The organism is Pseudorhodoplanes sp. (assembly GCA_032027085.1).
Lineage (GTDB): Bacteria > Pseudomonadota > Alphaproteobacteria > Rhizobiales > Xanthobacteraceae > Pseudorhodoplanes.
The window spans coordinates 2,878,484-2,899,706 of the sequence record JAVSMS010000001.1 but is presented as its reverse complement, the minus strand read 5'-3'; the positions used below and the strand labels follow the sequence as shown (position 1 = coordinate 2,899,706).

Annotated in this window: 19 protein-coding genes; 5 read left to right on the top strand and 14 right to left on the bottom strand. The window is 60.5% G+C overall.

All coding sequences use genetic code 11. The features are described 5' to 3' along the window. Positions 1 to 4: 4 nt before the first annotated feature. Positions 5 to 1,111: an NADH:flavin oxidoreductase/NADH oxidase gene (locus RO009_13925; GenBank protein ID MDT3686129.1), complete on the bottom strand. Its 1,107-nt coding sequence runs from the start codon at positions 1,109 to 1,111 to the stop codon at positions 5 to 7. 162 nt (positions 1,112 to 1,273) lie between these two features. Here RO009_13925 and RO009_13920 point away from each other — a divergent pair, with 162 nt between their 5' ends. Further along, on the top strand, positions 1,274 to 1,807 hold the full coding sequence (locus tag RO009_13920; GenBank protein ID MDT3686128.1) for a Spy/CpxP family protein refolding chaperone: 534 nt from the start codon (positions 1,274 to 1,276) through the stop codon (positions 1,805 to 1,807). A 108-nt stretch (positions 1,808 to 1,915) separates the two neighbouring features. Here the strand turns inward: RO009_13920 and RO009_13915 are convergent, their stop codons facing one another. From RO009_13915 to RO009_13855, 13 genes are all read right to left on the bottom strand, one after another. Continuing rightward, positions 1,916 to 2,872, bottom strand: coding sequence for a branched-chain amino acid ABC transporter permease (locus RO009_13915; GenBank protein ID MDT3686127.1), 957 nt, complete (start codon positions 2,870 to 2,872; stop codon positions 1,916 to 1,918). A 1-nt stretch (position 2,873) separates the two neighbouring features. Beyond that, positions 2,874 to 3,761 carry a branched-chain amino acid ABC transporter permease gene (locus RO009_13910; protein MDT3686126.1) on the bottom strand — a complete coding sequence of 296 codons (888 nt, stop codon included), beginning with the start codon at positions 3,759 to 3,761 and terminating at the stop codon, positions 2,874 to 2,876. A gap of 58 nt (positions 3,762 to 3,819) precedes the next feature. After that, positions 3,820 to 5,037 carry an ABC transporter substrate-binding protein gene (locus RO009_13905; GenBank protein ID MDT3686125.1) on the bottom strand — a complete coding sequence of 406 codons (1,218 nt, stop codon included), beginning with the start codon at positions 5,035 to 5,037 and terminating at the stop codon, positions 3,820 to 3,822. Positions 5,038 to 5,073: 36 nt separating this feature from the next. Further along, positions 5,074 to 5,790 (bottom strand): ABC transporter ATP-binding protein, encoded by a 717-nt coding sequence (locus RO009_13900; GenBank protein MDT3686124.1) that lies wholly within the window; start codon positions 5,788 to 5,790, stop codon positions 5,074 to 5,076. Beyond that, on the bottom strand, positions 5,783 to 6,538 hold the full coding sequence (locus tag RO009_13895; GenBank protein MDT3686123.1) for an ABC transporter ATP-binding protein: 756 nt from the start codon (positions 6,536 to 6,538) through the stop codon (positions 5,783 to 5,785). Before RO009_13895 ends, RO009_13900 begins: the two co-directional genes overlap by 8 nt. 339 nt (positions 6,539 to 6,877) lie before the next feature. After that, complete coding sequence (locus RO009_13890) at positions 6,878 to 9,136, bottom strand: DUF4384 domain-containing protein (protein MDT3686122.1); 2,259 nt, start codon at positions 9,134 to 9,136, stop codon at positions 6,878 to 6,880. Between the two features lie 108 nt (positions 9,137 to 9,244). Beyond that, positions 9,245 to 9,787 carry an OmpA family protein gene (locus RO009_13885; GenBank protein ID MDT3686121.1) on the bottom strand — a complete coding sequence of 181 codons (543 nt, stop codon included), beginning with the start codon at positions 9,785 to 9,787 and terminating at the stop codon, positions 9,245 to 9,247. A 202-nt stretch (positions 9,788 to 9,989) separates the two neighbouring features. After that, positions 9,990 to 10,256: a hypothetical protein gene (locus tag RO009_13880; protein ID MDT3686120.1), complete on the bottom strand. Its 267-nt coding sequence runs from the start codon at positions 10,254 to 10,256 to the stop codon at positions 9,990 to 9,992. 100 nt (positions 10,257 to 10,356) lie between these two features. Further along, positions 10,357 to 10,947, bottom strand: coding sequence for a thermonuclease family protein (locus RO009_13875; protein ID MDT3686119.1), 591 nt, complete (start codon positions 10,945 to 10,947; stop codon positions 10,357 to 10,359). Between the two features lie 23 nt (positions 10,948 to 10,970). Beyond that, positions 10,971 to 12,431, bottom strand: a complete 1,461-nt coding sequence (locus tag RO009_13870; GenBank protein ID MDT3686118.1) for a S8 family serine peptidase — start codon at positions 12,429 to 12,431, stop codon at positions 10,971 to 10,973. 82 nt (positions 12,432 to 12,513) lie between these two features. Beyond that, positions 12,514 to 13,200: a hypothetical protein gene (locus RO009_13865; GenBank protein ID MDT3686117.1), complete on the bottom strand. Its 687-nt coding sequence runs from the start codon at positions 13,198 to 13,200 to the stop codon at positions 12,514 to 12,516. Then, positions 13,197 to 13,757 (bottom strand): sigma-70 family RNA polymerase sigma factor, encoded by a 561-nt coding sequence (locus tag RO009_13860; GenBank protein MDT3686116.1) that lies wholly within the window; start codon positions 13,755 to 13,757, stop codon positions 13,197 to 13,199. The genes RO009_13865 and RO009_13860 overlap by 4 nt, the downstream gene beginning before the upstream one ends. A 393-nt stretch (positions 13,758 to 14,150) precedes the next feature. Continuing rightward, positions 14,151 to 14,513: an SPW repeat protein gene (locus RO009_13855; protein MDT3686115.1), complete on the bottom strand. Its 363-nt coding sequence runs from the start codon at positions 14,511 to 14,513 to the stop codon at positions 14,151 to 14,153. Between the two features lie 256 nt (positions 14,514 to 14,769). Between RO009_13855 and RO009_13850 the strand changes: the two genes are divergently transcribed. The 4 genes from RO009_13850 (at position 14,770) to RO009_13835 (ending at position 21,079) form a co-directional block, all read left to right on the top strand. Further along, the gene (locus RO009_13850) at positions 14,770 to 15,399 is read left to right on the top strand and encodes a glutathione S-transferase N-terminal domain-containing protein (GenBank protein MDT3686114.1); all 630 of its coding nucleotides are present in this window, start codon (positions 14,770 to 14,772) and stop codon (positions 15,397 to 15,399) included. A 35-nt stretch (positions 15,400 to 15,434) separates the two neighbouring features. Beyond that, positions 15,435 to 16,433 (top strand): c-type cytochrome, encoded by a 999-nt coding sequence (locus RO009_13845; GenBank protein MDT3686113.1) that lies wholly within the window; start codon positions 15,435 to 15,437, stop codon positions 16,431 to 16,433. 236 nt (positions 16,434 to 16,669) lie between these two features. Beyond that, positions 16,670 to 19,753 (top strand): EAL domain-containing protein, encoded by a 3,084-nt coding sequence (locus RO009_13840; protein ID MDT3686112.1) that lies wholly within the window; start codon positions 16,670 to 16,672, stop codon positions 19,751 to 19,753. 114 nt (positions 19,754 to 19,867) lie between these two features. Next, positions 19,868 to 21,079 carry a lytic transglycosylase domain-containing protein gene (locus RO009_13835; protein MDT3686111.1) on the top strand — a complete coding sequence of 404 codons (1,212 nt, stop codon included), beginning with the start codon at positions 19,868 to 19,870 and terminating at the stop codon, positions 21,077 to 21,079. Positions 21,080 to 21,223 lie beyond the last annotated feature (144 nt).

Sequence of the window (21,223 nt, the reverse complement as noted above, 5' to 3'; positions counted from 1 at the left end):
GCGACTAGCGTGCGACGCGCAACTGCGCGCCCGGCCACAGTTTCGGTCCGGCGCGCAGATATTGCGGCGGTCGCACGACATCCGCCCCCAGTTCCTGGGCGGCATGCCAGGGCCAATGCGGATCGTCGAGCACGGCGCGGGCAAGCGCCACCATGTCGGACTTGCCGCCGGCGATGATGTCCTCCGCCTGTCTGGGGACGATGACAAGCCCGACCACACGCACGGGAAGCCCGCTTTCGCGCTTGACCAGCTCGGATATCGGCGTGTTGTAACCTGGCTCGGACGGATTGCGGATATCGGCGGCAAGACCTCCGGAGGAAATGTCGACAAAGTCGAGCCCGTCCTCCTTGAGGGCTTTCGCGAGTGCGACGGCATCCTGCCGTGTCACCCCACCCTCGCGCCAATCGTCGCCGGTGATGCGGGCGCCGAGCGGAATGCGTTTCGGCACCACTGCCCTCACCTGCCGCGTTACGTCGCGCAGCAGCCGCATGCGGTTTTCCAGCGAACCGCCATAGCCGTCGGTACGCGTATTGGACAGCGGCGAAAAGAATTCGTGCATCAGATAGCCATGGGCGAAATGCAGTTCGATAGAATCGAAGCCGATACGGACGGCGCGCCGCGCCGCCTGGACAAAGCTCGCAGTCACGCGATCGATGTCCACCTCTGTCGCCGCGCGCGGGAGATGCCAGTTAGGGCCAAATGGAATGGCCGATGGCGCAATCGTTTCCCAGGGCGCATCATTTGGCCCAAGTGCATTTCCGCCTTCCCATGGCCGCTGCGAGGAGCCCTTGCGGCCGGCATGGCCGAGCTGGATCCCGAATTTGCCGGCGCTGATCCGGCGCACGCGGTCGATGACGCTTTTTAACGCCGCTTCGTTGGCGTCGGAATAAAGGCCGAGACAACCATGGGTGATCCGCCCGTCGCGCTCGACCGCAGTGGATTCCACCACAATCAACCCGGCGCCGGAGTTCGCCAGCATGGCGAGATGCGCCAGATGCCAGTCGGTCGCCGAGCCGTCATCGGCGCTGTACTGGCACATGGGCGAGACAACGATGCGATTGGGCAATTCGAGACCGGCCAGCCGGATCGGTGAGAAAAGGGCGCAGGTCATGACGGACACCTGGGAGGATTTCGGACATGATTGGCGGGGCATTCAGGCGACTGACAGCAGTCGGTCTGTTGACATAACTCAACGCCCTTTCCGCCGCCAGACGGGAAACTGCTATCACTCGCTCGCGACTTGCAGCGGCCTCTATTCAGAAAGGATAGTCCGATGACGAATTGCAGACATCGCTCGGCGCGCGTCGTGTTGGGCGCCTTCGCCGTAACCGCGTTTTTGTCGCTCGCGCCGGCAGCCGCGCAACCGGGGCCCGGCCGCGGTCCCGGGATGATGGATTGGGGATTTGGCCCGGGCATGATGATGGGGCCGGGCATGATGCGCGGCCGCGGCATGTATAGCCGCATGTGCAGTCCCGGAATGGCCGGATTCTCAGCGTGGCGGATCAACGCGATTGAGCAGGCGATCAAGCCGGACGAAGCGCAGCAAAAGAAGCTTGATGAGTACAAGGCTGCATCCGCCAAGGCCGCCGAAGCCATGCGCAGCACCTGCCCCACCGATTTCCCGGCAACGCCAACGGCACGCCTGGAGTTCATGGAGAAGCGGATGGAGGCGATGCTGCAGGCGATCAAGACCGTGCGGCCGGCCTTCGATGATTTCTACAATTCGCTGAATGACGAGCAGAAACTCAAGATCAACGCCTCGTCTCCAGGCGCGCGACGCTTCTGGCACTGGCGCGATCGCTGGTAAGCAAACCGGTGCACGCGGCGCAGGCGTGGCCTCCCCGCCCCTGCGCCGCAGAACAACACGTTAGCGGGCAATCGGACGCAAAAAACCCGTATCCACTTGCTGATCGCGCTAGAGGCGAATGCGCAGCAGGGCCGCGATTTCACCGACGATGCCGCGCCGGAACAAAAGCACGCAGATCACAAAAATTCCGCCCTGGATCACCTGCACCCACTGACCGAACTGGGCGAGCTCGTTCTGCATGACGATGATGACAAAGGCACCGACCACCGGACCGAAGACAGTACCGAGACCGCCTACCAGCGTCATCAGCACAACTTCTCCCGACATGGTCCAGTGAACATCGGTAAGCGAGGCGAGTTGCAATACAATTGCCTTGGTCGCGCCCGCGGTTCCGGCCAGCGCCGTCGACAGCACAAAGGCCAGCAACTTGTAACGGTCGGTCTTGTAACCGAGGGAAATGGCGCGCGCTTCATTCTCGCGGATAGCCTTCAGCACCTCTCCGAACGGCGAATGAATGATTCGGTAGATCAAAAGGAAGCCGCCGAGAAATATGGCCACCACGGAAAGATACATCGCGTTCCGGTCGGACAAATCAATCAGCCCGAACAGATGCCCGCGCGGCACCGCCTGGATACCGTCTTCACCCCCGGTGAAAGGTGCCTGCACGGCGAAGAAGTACATCATCTGCGCCAGCGCCAGCGTGATCATGGCGAAATAGATGCCCTGACGGCGAATCGCGACAACGCCGGCGACCAGACCGAGCCCGGCGCCGACCAAGGTGCCGGCCACAATCGCCAGTTCCGGGGTGAAGCCCCAGGTCTTGGCGGCATAGGCACTGACATAGCTCGCCCAGCCGAAATACAGTGCGTGCCCGAAGGACAGAAGCCCTACATAACCGATCAGCAGATTGAAGGCGCAGGCAAACAGCGCAAAGCAGAGCACCTTCATCAGCAGCACCGGATAGACGAACAGCGGCGCCGCCAGCAGTACGACGACCATCAGCACAAAGCCGATCATCTCGCTGCGCGATTTTGCAGGTGCAGTCTTGATGACGTCCTGCTTCATGTCACGCTGTCCTTCCGAACAGTCCCGCCGGACGGATCAGCAACACGATCACCATGATCACAAAGATCACGGTGTTGGAGGCCTCCGGGAAAAAAACCTTTGTCAGTCCCTCGACGATGCCAAGCGTGAAACCAGTGATGATGGCACCCATGATCGAACCCATGCCGCCGATCACCACCACGGCAAACACGACGATGATCAGGTCAGCGCCCATCAGCGGATTGACGTTGTAGATCGGCGCTGCCATCACGCCGGCAAGCGCGGCAAGACCGACACCGAAGGCATAGGTGAGTGTGATCATGCGTGGCACGTTGATGCCGAAGGCGCGCACCAGTGCCGGATTCTCGGTCGCTGCCCGGAGGTAGGCGCCGAGCCTGGTGCGCTCGATCACGAACCAGGTTGCAAAGCATACGACGAGCGAGCAGACGACCACCCAAGCCCGGTAATTCGGCAGGAACATGAAGCCGAGATTTTGCCCGCCACGCAGCGAATCCGGAATCGGATACGGCATTCCGGACGATCCGAACTGGTTGCGGAACAGCCCCTGAATGATCAGGGCCAATCCGAACGTCAGCAACAAGCCGTAGAGGTGATCGAGATGATAGAGATGGCGCAGAAACAGCCGCTCGATCACCACACCCGTCGCGGCCACGATCAGCGGCGCCAGGACCAGCGCGACCCAGTAATTCAAGCCGAGATAGTTCAGCAGAAAGAACGCCGCGAAGGCGCCCATCATGTACTGGGCGCCATGCGTGAAGTTGATGATGTTGAGCAGACCGAAAATGACGGCGAGCCCCAGACTCAGCAACGCATAGAATGAACCGTTGATCAGCCCAAGCAACAGCTGGCCGAACAAAGCTTGCGAGGGGATGCCGAAGATTTCGATCATGATCTGCCGCGAAGTGAGGCGAGACGGGCCGAGGCCCGCCTCGCCCGTTCCCTCTCTGTCAGCTCTTCACCAGCGGGCAGCCACCGTCCTTGAGCGGACGGAACGCTTCGTTCGCCGGAATGGTGGCGCGCAACTTGTAGTAGTCCCACGGCCCCTTGGACTCTTCGGGTTTCTTTACCTCGAAAAGATACATCGGATGAATTTTGCGGCCGTCGGCGCGGACTTCACCCTTGCCGAAGAGCTTATCTTCGGTCGGCATTTCTTTCATCTTGGCGACCACCGCCTTGCCGTCGGCGTCGCTCTTCAGCGCTTCCAGCGCCTTCAGATAATGGGTTACCGCCGAATAGACGCCGGCATGCACCATTGTCGGAAAAGATCCCTTGTTCTGGGCAGCGAATTTCTTGGCGAATTCGCGGTTGTTATCGTTGAGATCCCAGTACCAGGCTTCCGTCATGATCAGGCCCTGCGCCGTCTTCAGCCCGAGCGCATGCACATCGGTGATGAAGGCGAGCAACGCGGCGAGATTCTGGCCGCCCTGCACGATGCCGAATTCGGCCGCCTGCTTGATCGAGTTGATGGTGTCGCTGCCGGCATTGGCAAGCCCGATTATCTTCGCCTTCGAGGTTTGCGCCTGCAGCAGGAAGGAGGAGAAGTCGGTGCCGGGGAACGGGTGGCGTACCTTGCCGACCACCTTGCCACCGTTCTTCTCGACCACGGCTGCGGTATCGCGCTCGAGCGCATGACCGAAGGCATAGTCGGCGGTGAGGAAGAACCAGGTGTTGCCACCGGTCTTCACAATGGCATTGCCGGTCCCGTTAGCAAGCGACCAGGTATCGTAGGTCCAATGGATGGTGTTGGGCGAGCATTTGCCGCCGGTCAGGTCCGACGCGGCCGCGCCGGACACCAGAAACACCTTGTTCTTGTCGCGGACGATTTCATTGACAGCGAGTGCCACCGAGGAAGTCGGCACGTCCACGATCACATCCACCTTGTCGACGTCAATCCAGGTGCGGACCACGTTGGAGCCGATATCGGGCTTGTTCTGGTGATCGGCGCCGAGAATCTCGACCTTCATGCCCTTCTTGGCCGCCCCGAAATCCTCAACCGCCATGCGCGCAGCCAGAACCGATCCGGGCCCGCTCAGGTCGGCATAGGTGCCGGACATGTCGTTCATGACGCCGATCTTGATGACACCGTCAGACCATTGCGCCTGCGCCGGCGCGCAACCGAGCGCGACGGCCAGAGCGGCCAAGCCGATAAGACGCTTCATTGTCATTCCTCCTTGTTATACTGACGCGGCATGCGCGCTGTATCAGACTCCAAGATACTCGTGCAGCTTTTCGAGATTGGCCTCGACCTCTGAATTGAGAAGTTTATCGATAATTTTGCCGTGCTCCATGACATAGTAGCGATCTGCGACAGTCTGCGCGAAGCGGAAGTTCTGCTCCACCAAAAGGATCGTGAACCCCTGCTCTTTCAGCGTGCGGATGGTCTTGCCGATCTGCTGGATGATGACCGGGGCCAAGCCTTCGGTCGGCTCGTCAAGCAGCAGCAGCCGGGCGCCGGTGCGCAGAATGCGGGCAATCGCCAGCATCTGCTGTTCGCCACCGGACAATTTCGTCCCCTGGCTGGACCCAAGCCGTTCCTTCAGGTTCGGAAACAGCTCGAAAATGCGGTCGAGCGGCAATCCGCCGGGCTTCACCTCCGGCGGCAACAGCAGATTTTCCTCAACATTGAGGCTGGCGAAGATGCCGCGCTCTTCCGGGCAGAATGCGATTCCCGCACGCGCAATCGCGTTCGAGGGCTTCTTGATCAGCTCATCGCCCTCAAACCGCACCGAGCCGGAGCGGCGCGCGACAATTCCCATGATGGATTTCAGTGTCGTCGTCTTGCCGGCGCCATTGCGCCCCAGCAGCGTGACGACCTCGCCCGGAAACACGTCGAAGGTCACACCGTGAAGGATATGCGACTCGCCGTACCAAGCTTGCAGGTTTTCGACCGACAGGAGAGCGTGGCGCGGATCAAGCATGGCCCGTCCCCATATATGCTTCCCGCACTTCCGGATTGCTTGAAACAGTCTCGTAGTCGCCCTCAGCCAGGATGCGGCCGCGCGTCAGTACGGTGATGTGGTCGGACAGATTGGCCACCACGCTCAGATTGTGCTCCACCATCAGCACCGTACGATCGGCGGAGACGCGCTTGATCAGTGCGGCAATGCGATCGATATCCTCATGCCCCATGCCGGCCATCGGCTCGTCGAGCAGCAGCATCTCCGGATCAAGCGCCAGGGTCGTGGCAATTTCCAGTGCGCGCTTGCGCCCGTAAGGCAACTCGACCGCGGTCGTGTAGGTGAAATCTGCGAGCCCCACATCATCGATCAATTGGATGGCGCGCGGATTGAACGTGTCCAGAACAGAGCGGGACCGCCAAAAATCGAAGGAGCCGCCCCGCTGCCGCTGCAACGCCACGCGCACGTTTTCCAGCACCGTGAGATGCGGAAACACCGCGGAGATCTGAAAGGACCGCACCATTCCGAGCCGGGCAATGTCTGCCGGTTGCAAGGCCGTAATGTCGCGGCCCTTGAACGAGATACGTCCGCGCGTGGGATTGAGAAATTTGGTCAGCAGGTTGAAACAGGTGGTCTTGCCGGCGCCGTTTGGTCCGATCAGGGCGTGGATCGTCCCGCGCGTGACGCGCAGATTGACGCTGTTGACCGCGACAAATCCCGCGAATTCCTTGGTAAGCTCCTCTGTTTCGAGGATTACTTCCTCACGCATCGATACGCTTCCCCCATCGAACCTGCATCTTCGGCATTTTTCGCGCCTGTCGTCCAGAGCAAAAATATGCACCCGCGAGCCTCGGCCGCTCCCCGCCCGGACCCCGTCGGAAAGCAAATTTTGCCAGTCAGGCGCGGCGATTACCACAGGACCATGGAACCTGAAACGTCGACGCGTCACGTTCGACTTTCTGCCAAGCCAGCACAAGCCGCCCGCGTCATCCGCGGCATCGTGGCCGATCTCAACCTGCTCAGCCGCAGGCATCAAATGTTAAGAAACCTGGACAGCGTTTCCGCTCTCCAGGTTTCACCCTTTCAGTGGCAAATCGTTGGGATCGATCTACCGCACGTCGATCCTGATCGCAGCGCGGCTGACCTCACGTTTCGCCGGCGGCGCCTTGGCGGTCTGCACCGAAACGGGGGCACCGCCTGACTTCTTCACATCAACCGCCAGCGGCTTGCCCTCAACTGCGATGGCGCGGGCCAGCGAACGGGTATAGTTCTGCACCGTGGTCAGGTTTGCCTTGCCAAAGTCGTGCTTGATGCCGTCGACATTGCTGCCTTCGCTGCAGGTCGCGATTACCGTCTCCACACCTTTATCGGCCATCCGGTACTGGAACGGCGCCCTCGGTCCCGGGAATTGCACTTCCTGACCGGCCTTCACCCGATTGTTCTGCTGGAACTTGTTCGGCAGAAGAACCGTCAGCGTTCCCTTCTCATCAAGATTGCTGAGGGTGAGGAAACAATCTTTGGTCGACACGACGGTGAAAACCGGCGTATCGCCCTGCGTGTAGCTGTCCCGATCGGAAATCAGCGACAGCTCGGCGCCAATGCCGGCGGCGGGCTTGGCCGCGGCCTTGATCCCGGCTGCGGCGGCAGCGGCGATCGTCACCTCTTCGTCGTCAGTGATGCTCTTGGCAAGATCGCGATAAGTCGCCTCGAACTGGTCGCGGGGAACCGAGCCCTGCTCCAGCCGGCGGATCAGCGCCTTGAACTTGCGGTCGGCATCACCGGAAGCGCTCTTGAATTCGTCCTTCGTCATTCCGAATTCGGCCGCCGCCAGATTGATGTCGACATCATCCTCATAGCGCTTGGCCAGCGCATTGATCATCTCGACGCCGTTCAGCTTGAGTGTGGGCTCGAGGCCGGCGCGGAACATTGCGTCGGCGAAGCGCTTGCCGTCATTCTCGATGAGTTGATCCATCTTCTCCGTCGGCGGATACAGCGCTTCGACCTGATCGCGCACGTCCTTCGGGAAGCTGCGGCCCGCGAGCACGACGTTGCGAATGTCGTCCTTCGCCTTGCGCATGCCCTGGTCATGGCAGCCCATGCAGGAGATGCCGTTAGTGACTGCTAGGTCCTTGCGAGACAGATCGCGCACGATCGTGGTCGGGCCCTTGTCGAGCTGATCGCCCTTGGCCGTGTTCAGGTAATAGGCCTGGAAGCCGTTGGGCAGGCTGTAAATGGTCTCGCCGCCGTCATGCTGGAAGGCATTGCGGCCGGTCGGACCGAGCGGATTCTCGAACAGGCTTTGCCGCGCCTTGTTGCCGGCGAAATCATAGGACGTCCAGAAATAGCCGCTGCGCGAGGGATGGCGCTCGATCAGGCGGTTGTTCTGGCTGACACCTGACTTCTGGAAGCCGGAACGCTGGGCGATGAATTTCCTGATGTTGCCTTCGACATCCACGCCCTGCTCCTTCGCCAGCGCCTGGAAGGTCTTCGGCAGCTTCAGCAGCTTGTCATAGAGCGGCGGCTGCGAGGCCGCGAAGGCAAACCAGTCCGCTCGCACATAGGGCATCTGTGTGCCGGTTGCGCTCTTGAGCACGCTGGTGAGTTCTGTCTCCGGCTGGGTGTTGTAAGGATAAGTGGCGAGCACAATGTCCCAGTCGCTCGCCTCCCAGCCAAGATCGTCGATGTTGATGCGGATGACGGTCTCGTCCGGATCGACCGTTTCAAGACGTACGACATCCGATGAGCGGCTCAGGCTGTTGACTAGCTTGATGGCGCCCTGCCGGAAAACTTTCATTGCATCATCGCCGGCGCAGGCATTCTTCAGATGCGTCAACGTCAGATAGCGCGTACCTTTCTTACGGGCGCGCGGCTGCTTGTCGAGATCGGACGCCATCAGGCCGATGATGTCCTCATGATTGACGAATTTGCGCGCCTCGCAGGCTGCGGCGGATTTGGTCCCGAGCTGCTGGATCCAGGTTTCGAGCGATTTCAGCTCATCCTCCGAAACATTGGAATAGCGGCTGTCGCCTTCATAATTGACGTCATAGGGCATTTCCTTGTCGGTGATCTGCTTGAACAGTTTGGATCCGAAGGGATTGCCCGGAAGGATATAGTTGGGGTTTGACGCGATCTCGTCGAGCTTGAGGATGTTGCCGAAATTCTTGGCTGGGCGTTCGCGCGATGTCAGCTTGCCGTCCTGGTGACAACGGGCGCAATGTTTGTCGAGTACATCGAAAGCCGCCTTCTCGACCGGATCGTTGGGCGGCGCCACTTCGGTCGCAGCCCACGCCGGCATGGCCGTGAGCGCGAAGCCGATCGCCGCCGCGACCGTCAACCCATGCACCCTCACCTGTTTACGACCGCTCATAGGGGTTCTCCCGTGAAAATCATTCTTCGACTCAGGGCGATATCCGCCGTGTCAGCCATTGGTCGCAAGCGTTGCCGCGCGCGTTCGAAGACACTCAAGCCAACGTGATCAGTTCAAGAGATTGACGACTTCGACGCGCCGGTTGCGCGGATCGTCAGGATTTATGTTCGGCAGCAACCGCGTACGTCCAAAGCCGACCGTCGACAGCCGCGCCGGCTCGATCTGCGCCGAACGCGCGAGAAAGCGCTGCACCGCAAGCGCGCGACGTTCCGACAGACCCTGATTGTAGCTGTCCGATCCGCGGGCATCGGTGTGACCGGCCAGCATGAAGCGGAAAGACTTGAGGCTGGGATCGCTTAACGCGTCGCCCAGGACACCCAGTTGCTGCATGCCGGCCGGCGTCGGCCGATCCGAATTGTATTCGAATTCGATGGCGAGATTGATTTTGGGCAGATCCTTGTTCTGATCGAGGACCTCGGCTTCCTTGCCCGGAATGACTTCGATTTTGCGTGTGCGCGTCAGCGAACGGGTCAGTCCCTGTGCCGGCTTGAGGGACTTGACGATGTCGTCCTTGGACATTTGCGCGCTTGCGCTCGACGTCAACCCAAAGCTTGCGGCGAGGAGCGCTGACCAAAGAAGCATGCGGACCATCGAACCCTCCTTCGATAACGCCGACGCGGCCGGCGCATCATAGACTATTTCGGAGCTCCCACTCTTGGTCCGGCGGCATAAACTGCACATGACGCCGTCACACATTTGTTAAAGACCCGCCCGGCGGGGACATTGCCGGGCGGGCCAAGCAGATCGGCGCTGGGTGGAAGGGGCGCGAGCGCCGACCGCGTTCCGGCGGCGCTTAGTGGCAAACCCGGACTTTGCCGATGTAGTAGCCGTAAGCGTCGTAACGCTTCACCCAATGACAGCGGACTGGAGCGTAGTAGCCGTGGCCGTAATACCCGCCGGCATAGGCGCCGGAGGCAAGCAGCGCACCCGCGCCGACCCCGACCGCAAGGCCCAGACCGAATTTCGAACCGGCTTGCGCTTCCTGGCTGGTCGCGACGAACGCGCCGGTCAGCGTCAGGGCCGCAATCGCAACGGCAGCAATTTTCGAACGGATGGTCATTTGTATCTCCCTTGGCATCGATGAGCCATTCGCGGCCCCATGCGCATTGGTCGCGGCACCAGAGGAGCAGGTTCAACGAATGATAATGTAATGGAGACAGCTATTTAGCTTGTTCGCCGGAGCTTGCCGGCCGCCAAAGCCCGCGCAGCCAGGCTGCCATGGCGTCTGCCTTCGCGCGCAACCAGATCTGCGCTTCACGCGAAAGGATTTCCCCACCCTCGTCCCGCGGATGTCCGTCACGCCATTGCCGCGGCGCCTGGAACGAGCCCGCCCACAGGCCGCGGCGGGCGGCCCGCGCTTCATTCTCGGCGGTCACATAGCGGCTGGTCTGTCTCCTGCCCTTGTAGGCGGTTGCCCAGCCGTTGCGGATCATTGTCTCACCAATGTCGCGCCCGCCGACGCGGCAAACTGCCACGAAACGGCCAAAGCGATCCCGGTTGGTTTTTTCGCATTTGACCGCCTGCTGATTCAGCAATTTGCGCAATTGATCGCGCGCCTCTCGTCCACATGCCCATGCGCGGCCGGCTCCGTCCTTGCACATCTGGTGCAATTCGGGCGCATCGATATCCTGCAGGCGATAGCGCTCTCCGTTCAGGCGAAAGGAATCACCGTCGGCCACGGAGATCGAGGCCGCATTCGCGCTCGCGCTGATCGCAAGAACGGCAAGCCCGGAAAAAAGTAATCGCAGCATTTGCCCGCAATTGCGCAAGTCGGTTATCGGGCGTCGGCGTCGTTCGATGAGATCGCCTCATTCTTGCCGTCGGCCGACACCACTGCCCGATAGGCATCGGCCAGTCCCATGCCGAAATCCTTGTCGCGGCCCTTCGGACCAAGATCTTTCGCGGAGGACAGCAGCACACGCCGCAAGCCGTCCGGCGACAGCCCGGGATCGCGTTCAAGCACCAGGGCCGCAATGCCGCTGACATGCGCTGAGGCGAATGACGTTCCCGACGTCACCTGATAACCGGCTCCCGGCGAGGGAACGAGAATGTCCACGCCCGGCGCCGACACCGCGACATGATTGCCGCGGTTGGCGGCCCGGAACAGCTTGTCCTCGGCGTCGGTCGCGGTCACCGCAATGACGTTAGGATCGGCGGCCGGATAGAGCGGCGGCGATTTCGGTCCGGCATTGCCCGCCGCGGCAATCAGCGCCACGCCCTTCTTGTGGGCGCCGGCGAGCGCGCGCGAAAGCGCGGGATCCTGCGGACCAGCGAAACTCATATTGATGACGCGCGCACCCTTGGTCACGGCCCATTCAAGGCCGCGCAGAATGCTGAACGTTGTACCTTGCGCGCCGCTTCCCGAAGGGTCGAAGGCGCGCACTGCCAGAATCTTCGCGCGCGGCGCCACGCCCATCAGCCGGGAATGTGCGGCAATCGTTCCGGCAATGCCGGTCCCGTGCGTATGCGGCTCCCCGCCGCCGCCAACAGAGTTGAAAGAATCGGCGATTACACCGGCGAGTTCCGGATGCGACGCATCGATTCCGGAATCGATAACGGCAACCAGAATGCGGTCGCCTTTGGTGAGGTTATGGGCTTCCGCCAGACGCAGCTTGCCGAGCGCGTATTGGGCAGGATCGCCATAGGCATGCGCGGTCTGCTGCAATTGATATTGATAGTTCGGCTGCACCGAGCGGACGCTGCGGTCGGCCTCAAGGCCGCGAATGACCTGGCGCACGGAACGGCCGTCGGGAATTGTCCAGCGGAACATCGTTGTTCCGGTCAATTCGAACGTCTGCGACTCAACGCGCGTTAGACGGTGTCGCTGCGCCAACGCATCCACCGCCTGGGTGGATGGCCGGCCGTCGACTTCGATCACCACTTCGTTTGGCACGAAGCGGCGTTCGTTCGCCGGCGGCGTGCCGCCCGATCTACGCTGCGCCGTTTGTGCGGCCGGCTCGGGTGCCTTGCTCTCATCGGGCTTGAGCGATCGCGTCTTGGGCTTCTGTCTCGGCTTGCTCTCGGGGGTGCTGAAACTTTGCGTCGAATACGTGCGCGGCATCCGGAATTCAGGCGCGCGCGGTCCGACCGACCCCATATTGACGCTAGGCGCCCGCATGCCGCCGGTACTGTAACTTTGCGCAGCGGCGATCTCGGGCAATATCACCGTGGCACATGCGGCGGCGCCAAGCGCCAGGAAAAAGTATCGCTTAAAAACTGTCTTGTGCGATCGCATGGTCAATGCCTCCATGACGCGCCCCAAACTGAGGCCTGCAAGACGCCCGATTTAAGGCGTCCGCCGCGCTCACGACTTTACTTTACTGGGCGGGCGCTGCCAGACCGACGGTCTTGTCCTGCTGCAAGCGCCGGACGATGTCGCCCAGTTGCTCTTTCGGCAGATTCGTCATCGAGACCTTGACCCGGTACATGCCTGTGCCCGCAGCCGGGCCCGACACGATGGACGCCTTGTTGGCCTCCAGGAAAGCCGTAATGTCGGCTGCGGTCGCCTGCGGATTGAAGCGCACCAGTACGAAGGCGCCCTGCTCGGTCGGAGCGCCGCGCTCGACCGCGACGGTGCGGAAACCTTCGCTGGCGGGCTGATTGACCAGCGAGGTCGTGATCACCGCCGCCTGCAGCACAATGGCAAGGACCGCCGCCGCGCCGGCATAGGCCAGGGTGCGCGGCGAGAAGCTTGCGACGAATTCGGTGACGCGGTTCATGAAGCCGACCGTCACAGCGCTCTGGCGCTGAACCGGCGCCTCGGCGTCGATCTTTTGGAACAGGGATTTCAGCGCGCGCGCAGACGGTGCGCCCAGTGATTCATTGATCCGAATGGTTTCGCCCAGTTCCTCGCGCACCATCTCGAATTGACGCGCAAGCTCGGCATCGTTGGCCAAAGCGCGCTCCACGCGCTCGGCGTCGCGGCGCGACAAGGTGCCGGCGGCAAACCATGGCAAAAGAGACTCGATCTCTTCACGCTCTGAGAGCTTTTCGTTCGTCATCATGGCCAACCTCTTTCGATTCCCGCCGCTTTGAGTTGCTCCGCCAGTTTTTTCCGCGCGTAGAACATGCGCGTCTTAACGGTGTTCTCGGGAATTCCAACGATTTGCGCCACTTCCTCGACGGATTTCTCGTGGTAGTAGACCAGATCGATGATCTCCCGATGTTCCGGGGAAAGCGTCTGAATGCATTTCCTCAGAACGTCGCTCGTATCCTTCTTCTGCATCGCGGTCTCGGGCGTGTCGGACACGTCCTCGATCGCTTCCGCCATCTCATCATCCAGTTCCGCCTCCGGTTTTTTCCGGAGCGCCGACAGCGCCTTGAACCGCGCTATCGCGAGCAGCCAAGTCGAGACGGCACTCCGTCCCTCGAAGCGTCCGGCCTGACGCCAGACATCGAGGAAGACCTCGCTGATCAGATCCTCCGCCGTCGCCTCGTTACGCACGAGACGGAGGACGAACCGGTAAACCCGTACATGGTGCCGCGCGAACAGCACCTGCATGGCAAGCCTGTCTCCGCCCGCGATCCTTTGGATCAGCACTTCGTCGGCTGTCTGCTGCATCAGGACGGTCGGCTCATGGTTTGGTCGCGGGGTACGCGGTTCCGGTTCAAATGGATGTGACTAAAGTTGAGCGTTATCAAAGCGGGGTTGTGGCCCCGGCTTTTCCATACATTTACAGACGGAATTCCCAAAGCCTTAAACTTGAGGACAGTTTCCCTATTGTTATCAATGGTTTTTGCCGGTGCACGGGGATCGCCGGTCGATATCGCAGCGCCGTTCAGGCACGACAGACTCAAAATGCGCTTTCTCCGATGCCTAGGTCCCGGCACCAGCAATATCGTCGAACACGCTTTGCGTAAGCAGTGGCTGCCGCGACGCAGCCTGTCGCGGCGCAATTGAATGCCATCAAGACCTCGCCGGGAGGCTCCCGGCGAGGTTTTCATCCCGGACTTTTCAGCCTCTGGCCGTCAGATGCGGCGGCGAGCGGTGCAGCATCCACACTTCAATGGCGGCGATCAGCGCGACGATCGCGCCGACCACGAGGTGAACTGCCATTGCTCTTGTATTTGTACCGGCAAATCCGAGAACCCAGGGCGATACGAACGTCCAGAGTCCCACGATCAGATTGAGCCATTCCTCCCATTCCGCGAACGCTGCCAGCGCCGCCAGCGAGAGGACCGCGATGATGATCCCGCAGATGACAGCGTTCTGGGTTTCAGCTCCGGCCGCAAAACCGAAGAGCCAGGGTGAAAACAGCAGGAACACTCCCAAAAGCAGGTTCAGAACGTCACAGATGCGTTCGTTTTTCCATTCCATTGCGACCTCCATCAGTCGCCGATGGCCGTCGCGAGGCCCAGTCAGGCCCTCGGCAGTGCTTTTTGATTCCATATCTTGGGGGGTGTTCCGGTTCCGGCCATATTCTGTGGCATTCGGACGCAAGACGGGTTGCCTTGGCCACACGCCACCCTTGCGCGCCATAACGTGGAGCAATGGCACATCTTGTGATAGCTAACGTGCCCGCTTCCGCTCGCCCGCTGCCCCGCCCCGCTGCCCTCTTAACAGGACTGAAACAGTGATCGACCTCTACACCTGGACCACGCCCAACGGCCGCAAGGTCTCCATCGCCCTTGAGGAAATGGGTTTGCCCTACAAGGCGCATGCCATCGATATCGGCAAGGACGAGCAGTTCGCGCCTGACTTCCTGAAGATTGCGCCCAACAATCGCATCCCGGCCATCGTCGACACCGACACCGGCATCTCGCTGATGGAGTCAGGCGCTATCCTGATCTACCTCGCCGACAAAACCGGCAAGCTGCTCGCCAAGGATGGCGAGAAAAGGTACCGCGCCATCGAATGGCTGATGTGGCAGATGGGCGGACCCGGACCGATGCTCGGTCAGGTGCATCACTTCGTGAAATACAACAAGGGCAAGGCGCCTTACGCGGAGGAGCGTTACCTGAAGGAAGCCCACAGGCTTTACGGCGTGCTGGACCGGCGACTCGAGGGACGTGCCTTCGTCGCCGACGACTATTCCATCGCCGACATCGCCATCTGGCCGTGGATCTCGCGCTTCGAATGGCAGACCATCGACCTAAACAAATATCCGAATGTGAAACGCTGGTACCTCGAGATCGCGAAGCTCCCCGCCGTGCAGAAGGGATATAAAGTGCCTAAGGATGTCGGCGACATCCCGATGCCATAAGCGGGAATTAACGATCAGAACGTAGTGTCCCGTACATGTTGCGCGCAACACTCACGGCGACTCTCGTTCTGATCGCATGCCTTGCTCCTGCTGACCGCGCTTCTGCGCAGCAGCATAATCTGCCCGATCCGATCTGGTCGGTACCGGAAGTTGGTGCCCTCCCCGACGACGAGCACGGCCGCCTGGTGCGGCGTGGCCGCGATCTGGTCACGGCCACTTACGCGCATATCGGGCCTGCCGTCGCCGATCCGGCCAAGCGTTACGCTGGCAACAATCTCGCCTGCAGCAATTGTCATCTGAATGCCGGGACGAAGAAATTCGGCATTCCGGTCTGGGGCCTGTGGGATGAATTCCCTCAATACAGCGCGCGATCCGGCGGCGCGATCAGCATCGAGGATCGCATCAATTCCTGCATGACGCGCAGCATGAACGGCAAGCCATTGCCGAGTGACTCGACCGAAATGCAGGCCCTCGCCGCGTACATCAAGTTTCTGTCGGCCGGCGTGCAGCCGGGGGAAAAGCTGAGCGGCCTCGGCGCCGGTAAAATGCCATTTCTTAAACGCGCAGCCGATCCCGTGCGCGGAAAAACCGTTTACACGCGCGCTTGCGCGTCGTGCCATGGTGCCGATGGTCTGGGAGTCCTGCGCAACCCGTCGCTGCCAGAATTCGGCTACATGGTGCCACCGCTTTGGGGAGCGGACAGCTTCAATGACGGCGCCGGCATGGCGCGGCTCACCAACGCCGCCAATTTCATTCACTTCAATATGCCGAACGGCACGAGTTATACGCAGCCGCGACTGACTCAGGCGGACGCCTGGGATGTTGCTGCCTACATGATATCGCAGCGGCGACCGCACCGTGCCGGCCTCGACAAGGATTTTCCCGATCTACTGCGGAAACCCATAGATACGCCTTACGGACCTTATGTAGACGGGTTTAGCGAATTGCAGCACAAGTTCGGGCCTTTTGGCCCGATCCGGGCAGCGATCGAAAGCCTGACAGTCCGCAGGAAGGCGCCGGCTGAGGAGCACTAGCCGCCTCTCTGACGCTCATTATCTGCGCAGGCGTCTGGCCGCCATTCATCTTTGATTGGCCCTGCCGCCTTCACAACGCCGAATTTGCGCCTTGGCGAACGCGGATCGATCAAAATTTAAAGCCGATGTTAACGGCAACTTCAGCAAGCGCTCACTGCGGTTTCCAGTTTAGATGTTGTGAAATGCCGGTCTCGTAGGCTCGCGAAGATGGGCCCGTCGAGATCGACTTCGTAACCATGCTTGCTCTCGTCAAACGCATGACCTTTCGCAACCTGATCGCAAGTGCGCTCGGCCTAGTAGGGCTCGGCGTCGTCGCGATTGGTTTGACGGTATGGGCGCTGCGTAGCGATGTCTTGCGGGAGGCCTATGTCGAAACCTCGAATATTGCAACCATCCTTGCACAACAGACAGCCCGGTCTGTTCGGTCGGTTGACCTCATAGCGACCGATATCCAAGAACGCTTTTCCCGCGACGAACAAATCGATGATGCAACTCGCAACAACGATATGCGGAGCGAGGCAACGTGGAACTTTCTGGTCGAGCGCCAGGCACGCCTTGTGCATCTCGATGTCGTTGCTTTGGTCGACAAGTACGGCAAGGTCGCCAATACAGTGCGGCAATGGCCCGCGCCGGATATCGACCTCTCAGACCGGGACTATTTCAAATATCATCAAAATAATTCCAGCAGCGAACTGCATGTCAGCAGTACGCTCGTAAATCGCCTGACCGGCGACCGAACCGTGTTTATGACCAAACGCATTCACGGACCAGGGGGCGAGTTTCTGGGCGTCGTGTTGCTTGGACTCAAGCTCAGCTATTTCCAGCACATCTATAACTCCATCACGTCGACCCGAAGCCAGACGCTTCTGTTTCTTCGCAGAGACGGTACCGTGATCGTACGTCATCCGGATATCCAGGGCATGACCGGACGCCGGATTCCGGCTGGCTCTGACTGGTATCGTGTGATCAGCGAGGGTGGCGGCTCTTATCGCAGCGAGGGTCATTTCGACGGTATCGCGCGCCTTGTCGCGACAAAGCCGGTGCAAGGCTTCCCCCTCGCCATCAACGTTGCCATCTCTGAGCATGATGCTTTGGCAAACTGGCGCCATCGCGCCATGTTGATCGGGATCGGAACGGCTTTGGCGGTTCTGTGTTCCTTGCTCTTGCTATCGGCCCTGAACAAGCAATATCGCCGCCTGCTGCGTTCCGAGGAATCGCTGGCCGAGCGCGAGTCACGGCTGGCCGAAAAAACAAATGAACTGCAGGCCGCCAATCGCCGCATTGATTCCGCCCTCAACAACATGCTGCAGGGCCTCGCGATGTTCGACGCCGACACGCGCATGGTGATCTGCAACAGGCCGTATATCGAGATGTACGGCCTGTCGGCGGCGATCGTCCGGGAGGGCGTCACGCTACGCACGATTATCGAACATCGCATAAAGACCGGGACCTTTTTCGGCAATATCGAAGATTATCTGGGTCAGGTTATGCGCATGCTCGCCACCGGCGAGCCGATGGTGACCTTCACCGAACTGCCGGACGGCCGCACATTCTGCCTGACCAACAAGCCGACCGGTGATGGCGGCTGGGTTGCCACACACCAGGACGTGACCGTGCAGCGGCGTGCCGAGAAGGAACTGCAGCGGACGCGGAACTTCCTCAACATTGTCGTCGAGAACGTGCCGGAGACACTGGTTGTCAAGAACGCGAAGGACGGGCGCTACATCCTGGCAAACCGCGCCAGCGAAAGGTTTTACGATGTTCCGAGAGACGAGATCATCGGCAAGACTGCCTTCGATATCCTGCCCGAGGAAGTGGCGACTGTTGTTGCGGCGCGCGACCGCGAGGCGCTGGAACGCGGGCGCCTGACGGTCGAGGACTATTCCATATACACACCGAAATCCGGTCACCGCTTCGTCACCTCAAAGCGTGCCGCGATTCCCAGTGCAGACGGAACGCCAGAATTCCTTCTCACCATTTTGGAAGATGTGACGGAGCGCAAACGGGGCGAACAGCGCATCATCCACCTCGCTCATCATGATCCGCTGACGGACCTACCCAATCGCGCGGCGTTCAACGCGAAGCTCACGGAGGCGATCGAATCTGCGAAGGCGCGCGGCGAGAAATTCGCTCTCCTTTGCACCGACCTCGACCGCTTCAAGGAGGTCAACGATCTGTTCGGGCACGCTGCCGGCGACACCGTCCTGCTCGAAATTTCTCGCCGTCTCAAAATCATTGCCGGCGACGCTTTTCTCTCGCGCCTGGGCGGCGACGAATTTCCGATTGTCGTCAGCGGCATGCAGCCGGATGCAGCGAAGCAGATGGCGCACCGGCTCATCGCGGCGATGACCGAAGAGATCGACTATGAGGGGCGACAATTCCGACCGGGCATCAGCATCGGGATTGCGATTTATCCTGACGACGGTGCCGATGTCGCAACGCTGCTGCGCAATGCCGATGCTGCGCTCTATCGCGCCAAATCGGAAGGGCGTGGCATTGTTCGCTTCTACGAGGCGGAGATGGATCGGTTGCTGCGCGACCGCCGCGCCTTGCAGAACAACCTGGCGGTTGCGGCTGAGAAACACGAATTGATGCTTTACTATCAGCCGCAAGCGCGCGTGACCGGCCAGATTGTCGGTTTCGAAGTGCTGCTGCGATGGAACCATCCAGCGCGCGGATTTGTGCCTCCCGACACGTTCATTCCTTTGGCGGAAGAGAACGGAATGATTGTCCCCATCGGCGAGTGGGTGTTGCGGGAGGGCTGCCGGGAGGCCGCCTCCTGGCCGAAGCCGCTGCAGATCGCGATCAATCTGTCGCCCGTGCAGTTTCGGCACGGAGATCTGGTGGGTCTGGTGCACTCGGTCTTGCTTGAAACCGGGCTTGCGCCAGAACGCCTGGTGCTGGAAATCACAGAAGGCGCGCTTATGGACGATTATTCGCACGCGGTATCGATCCTGCGCCGGCTAAAGGCGCTCGGCGTGCAGATCGCGATGGACGACTTTGGAACCGGCTATTCATCGCTGTCCTATCTTCAGTCGTTCCCCTTCGACAAGATCAAGATCGATCAGACATTCATTTCAAATATGGAGCGCAACAATCAGTCCGCCGCCATTGTGCGTGCCGTGCTCGGGTTGGGGCAGAAATTGAACCTCCTCGTTGTTGCGGAAGGTGTGGAAAACCAGGAACAACTGGCGATCCTTCGCCACGAGCGCTGCGATGAAATGCAGGGCTATCTGATCGGCCGCCCCGGCCCGATTTCCGAGTATCCGGAAATGGTTGGGCGCAAGCCTCTTGAGGAGAAGCGAATTGGCGCGCGCTGAGCGCAATCAATTTTCATAAAAGGGATATGAAATTTTTCAATCGCATGTTCCGGAGCCGCGATATCACCTCTCCACTGCCGCAGGAATTTCACAAAACTGTCCGCTTCGCCAAGCATGAGCGCATGCGGAAGGGGACTTCACTTTTTTACCACAACACAAATCGCGGCGGCGCGTGAACTCACGCCGGAACGCGTTCGGACGAGTCACGGGATGCGTCACCTGCGCCTGCCTTTTTTGCTTGCCCTGTTCACTTTCGTCACCTGGGCTGACGAGCATGGTCGCGGCGGAATTCTCTTTTCGGACTGGGAACTCCGGCAAATCACGTCATCTGATCGCGCCGTGACGCCGTACACGTTTGCATCGCTGAAGATGGAACCTGTGGCGGCAGCCACATCTGCGGCTTCTGCCAAGCCCGCTGAAAATCAGCCGGAGAGCATGCCGGACGTCGAGGGTTCCGCCAATTCGGCCAGCGATGAGCCGGACTCAACTTCTGAAGCATCCGCAACTACAACGGGTCGGGGTGCGCCGCCGGTTCCGATCGAGGACATGTGCGTGGCTATGAGGTCGGCGGCCATCGCCAGCGAATTGCCAGTCGGCTTCTTTGCGCGGCTGATCTGGCAGGAAAGCAAATTCGGCCAGTGGGTCGTGAGCCGCGCCGGCGCCATGGGCGTCGCGCAATTCATGCCGAAAACGGCGTCCTGGATCGGTTTATCGGATCCATTCGACCCGTTCTCGGCTCTTCCCGCTTCTGCACGCTTCCTTCACATGCTGCGCGAGCAATTTGGTAATCTTGGCCTTGCTGCGGCTGCCTATAACGGGGGTCCCGGTAGGGTTATGAACTGGCTCGCCGGCCGCAGCGGCCTGCCGGAGGAAACCCGGAACTATGTTCGAATCGTCACCGGGCATGAGATCGAAAAATGGATGGAACCGCGCCAGATTGAGGTGTCCTACAATCTACCAGCGCGGGCGCCATGCGGCGGCCTGGCCGGGCTGTCGCATCAGGCCCATCCGCGGAAGATCGACGTTACGGTGGACCCGGCGATCGCCAAGCTGATCGAGGCAAAAGCCGAAGCGGCGGCCAAGGCCGCTGCCAGGCAGGCGGCCAAGAAAGCAGCAAAAATGGCCAAAAGCTCGAAAGGGAGCAAAGCCGCCACAAGCAAGAAGCTGGCCGGCAAGAAAGGGAACCGCGCGAAGGTTGCCGCCGGCGACAGGGGCGGCAAGAAAGGCGGCCGTGAGAAGGTGGCCGCGAGGGACAGGGGCAGCAAGAAATCGGATGCGAAGAAGAAGACGGCCTCGGGCAGACCTCTGAATATCGCGACAAATTAAGCAAACGCGACAACCAAAAAAACGGCCCTTTTCCTCACGCGGAAAAGGGCCGCAAGGGAACTTGACGAACGGGGCCCGCCAAAGAGACGAGCACGGAGTCTGACTAAGGGGTTCGTATTACAGACGGATGACGGCCGCGTGACT

What these genes read in the sequence shown, in the direction of transcription:
- RO009_13840 (MDT3686112.1), top strand. Translation starts at nt 16,670, where the DNA reads ATGCTTGCTCTCGTCAAACGCATGACCTTTCGCAACCTGATCGCAAGT.
- RO009_13880 (MDT3686120.1), bottom strand. Translation starts at nt 10,256, where the DNA reads ATGACCATCCGTTCGAAAATTGCTGCCGTTGCGATTGCGGCCCTGACG.
- RO009_13925 (MDT3686129.1), bottom strand. Translation starts at nt 1,111, where the DNA reads ATGACCTGCGCCCTTTTCTCACCGATCCGGCTGGCCGGTCTCGAATTG.
- RO009_13885 (MDT3686121.1), bottom strand. Translation starts at nt 9,787, where the DNA reads ATGGTCCGCATGCTTCTTTGGTCAGCGCTCCTCGCCGCAAGCTTTGGG.
- RO009_13900 (MDT3686124.1), bottom strand. Translation starts at nt 5,790, where the DNA reads ATGCTTGATCCGCGCCACGCTCTCCTGTCGGTCGAAAACCTGCAAGCT.
- RO009_13920 (MDT3686128.1), top strand. Translation starts at nt 1,274, where the DNA reads ATGACGAATTGCAGACATCGCTCGGCGCGCGTCGTGTTGGGCGCCTTC.
- RO009_13890 (MDT3686122.1), bottom strand. Translation starts at nt 9,136, where the DNA reads ATGAGCGGTCGTAAACAGGTGAGGGTGCATGGGTTGACGGTCGCGGCG.
- RO009_13865 (MDT3686117.1), bottom strand. Translation starts at nt 13,200, where the DNA reads ATGATGACGAACGAAAAGCTCTCAGAGCGTGAAGAGATCGAGTCTCTT.
- RO009_13915 (MDT3686127.1), bottom strand. Translation starts at nt 2,872, where the DNA reads ATGAAGCAGGACGTCATCAAGACTGCACCTGCAAAATCGCGCAGCGAG.
- RO009_13835 (MDT3686111.1), top strand. Translation starts at nt 19,868, where the DNA reads ATGAGCGCATGCGGAAGGGGACTTCACTTTTTTACCACAACACAAATC.
- RO009_13875 (MDT3686119.1), bottom strand. Translation starts at nt 10,947, where the DNA reads ATGCTGCGATTACTTTTTTCCGGGCTTGCCGTTCTTGCGATCAGCGCG.
- RO009_13895 (MDT3686123.1), bottom strand. Translation starts at nt 6,538, where the DNA reads ATGCGTGAGGAAGTAATCCTCGAAACAGAGGAGCTTACCAAGGAATTC.
- RO009_13855 (MDT3686115.1), bottom strand. Translation starts at nt 14,513, where the DNA reads ATGGAATGGAAAAACGAACGCATCTGTGACGTTCTGAACCTGCTTTTG.
- RO009_13870 (MDT3686118.1), bottom strand. Translation starts at nt 12,431, where the DNA reads ATGCGATCGCACAAGACAGTTTTTAAGCGATACTTTTTCCTGGCGCTT.
- RO009_13910 (MDT3686126.1), bottom strand. Translation starts at nt 3,761, where the DNA reads ATGATCGAAATCTTCGGCATCCCCTCGCAAGCTTTGTTCGGCCAGCTG.
- RO009_13845 (MDT3686113.1), top strand. Translation starts at nt 15,435, where the DNA reads ATGTTGCGCGCAACACTCACGGCGACTCTCGTTCTGATCGCATGCCTT.
- RO009_13905 (MDT3686125.1), bottom strand. Translation starts at nt 5,037, where the DNA reads ATGACAATGAAGCGTCTTATCGGCTTGGCCGCTCTGGCCGTCGCGCTC.
- RO009_13860 (MDT3686116.1), bottom strand. Translation starts at nt 13,757, where the DNA reads ATGCAGCAGACAGCCGACGAAGTGCTGATCCAAAGGATCGCGGGCGGA.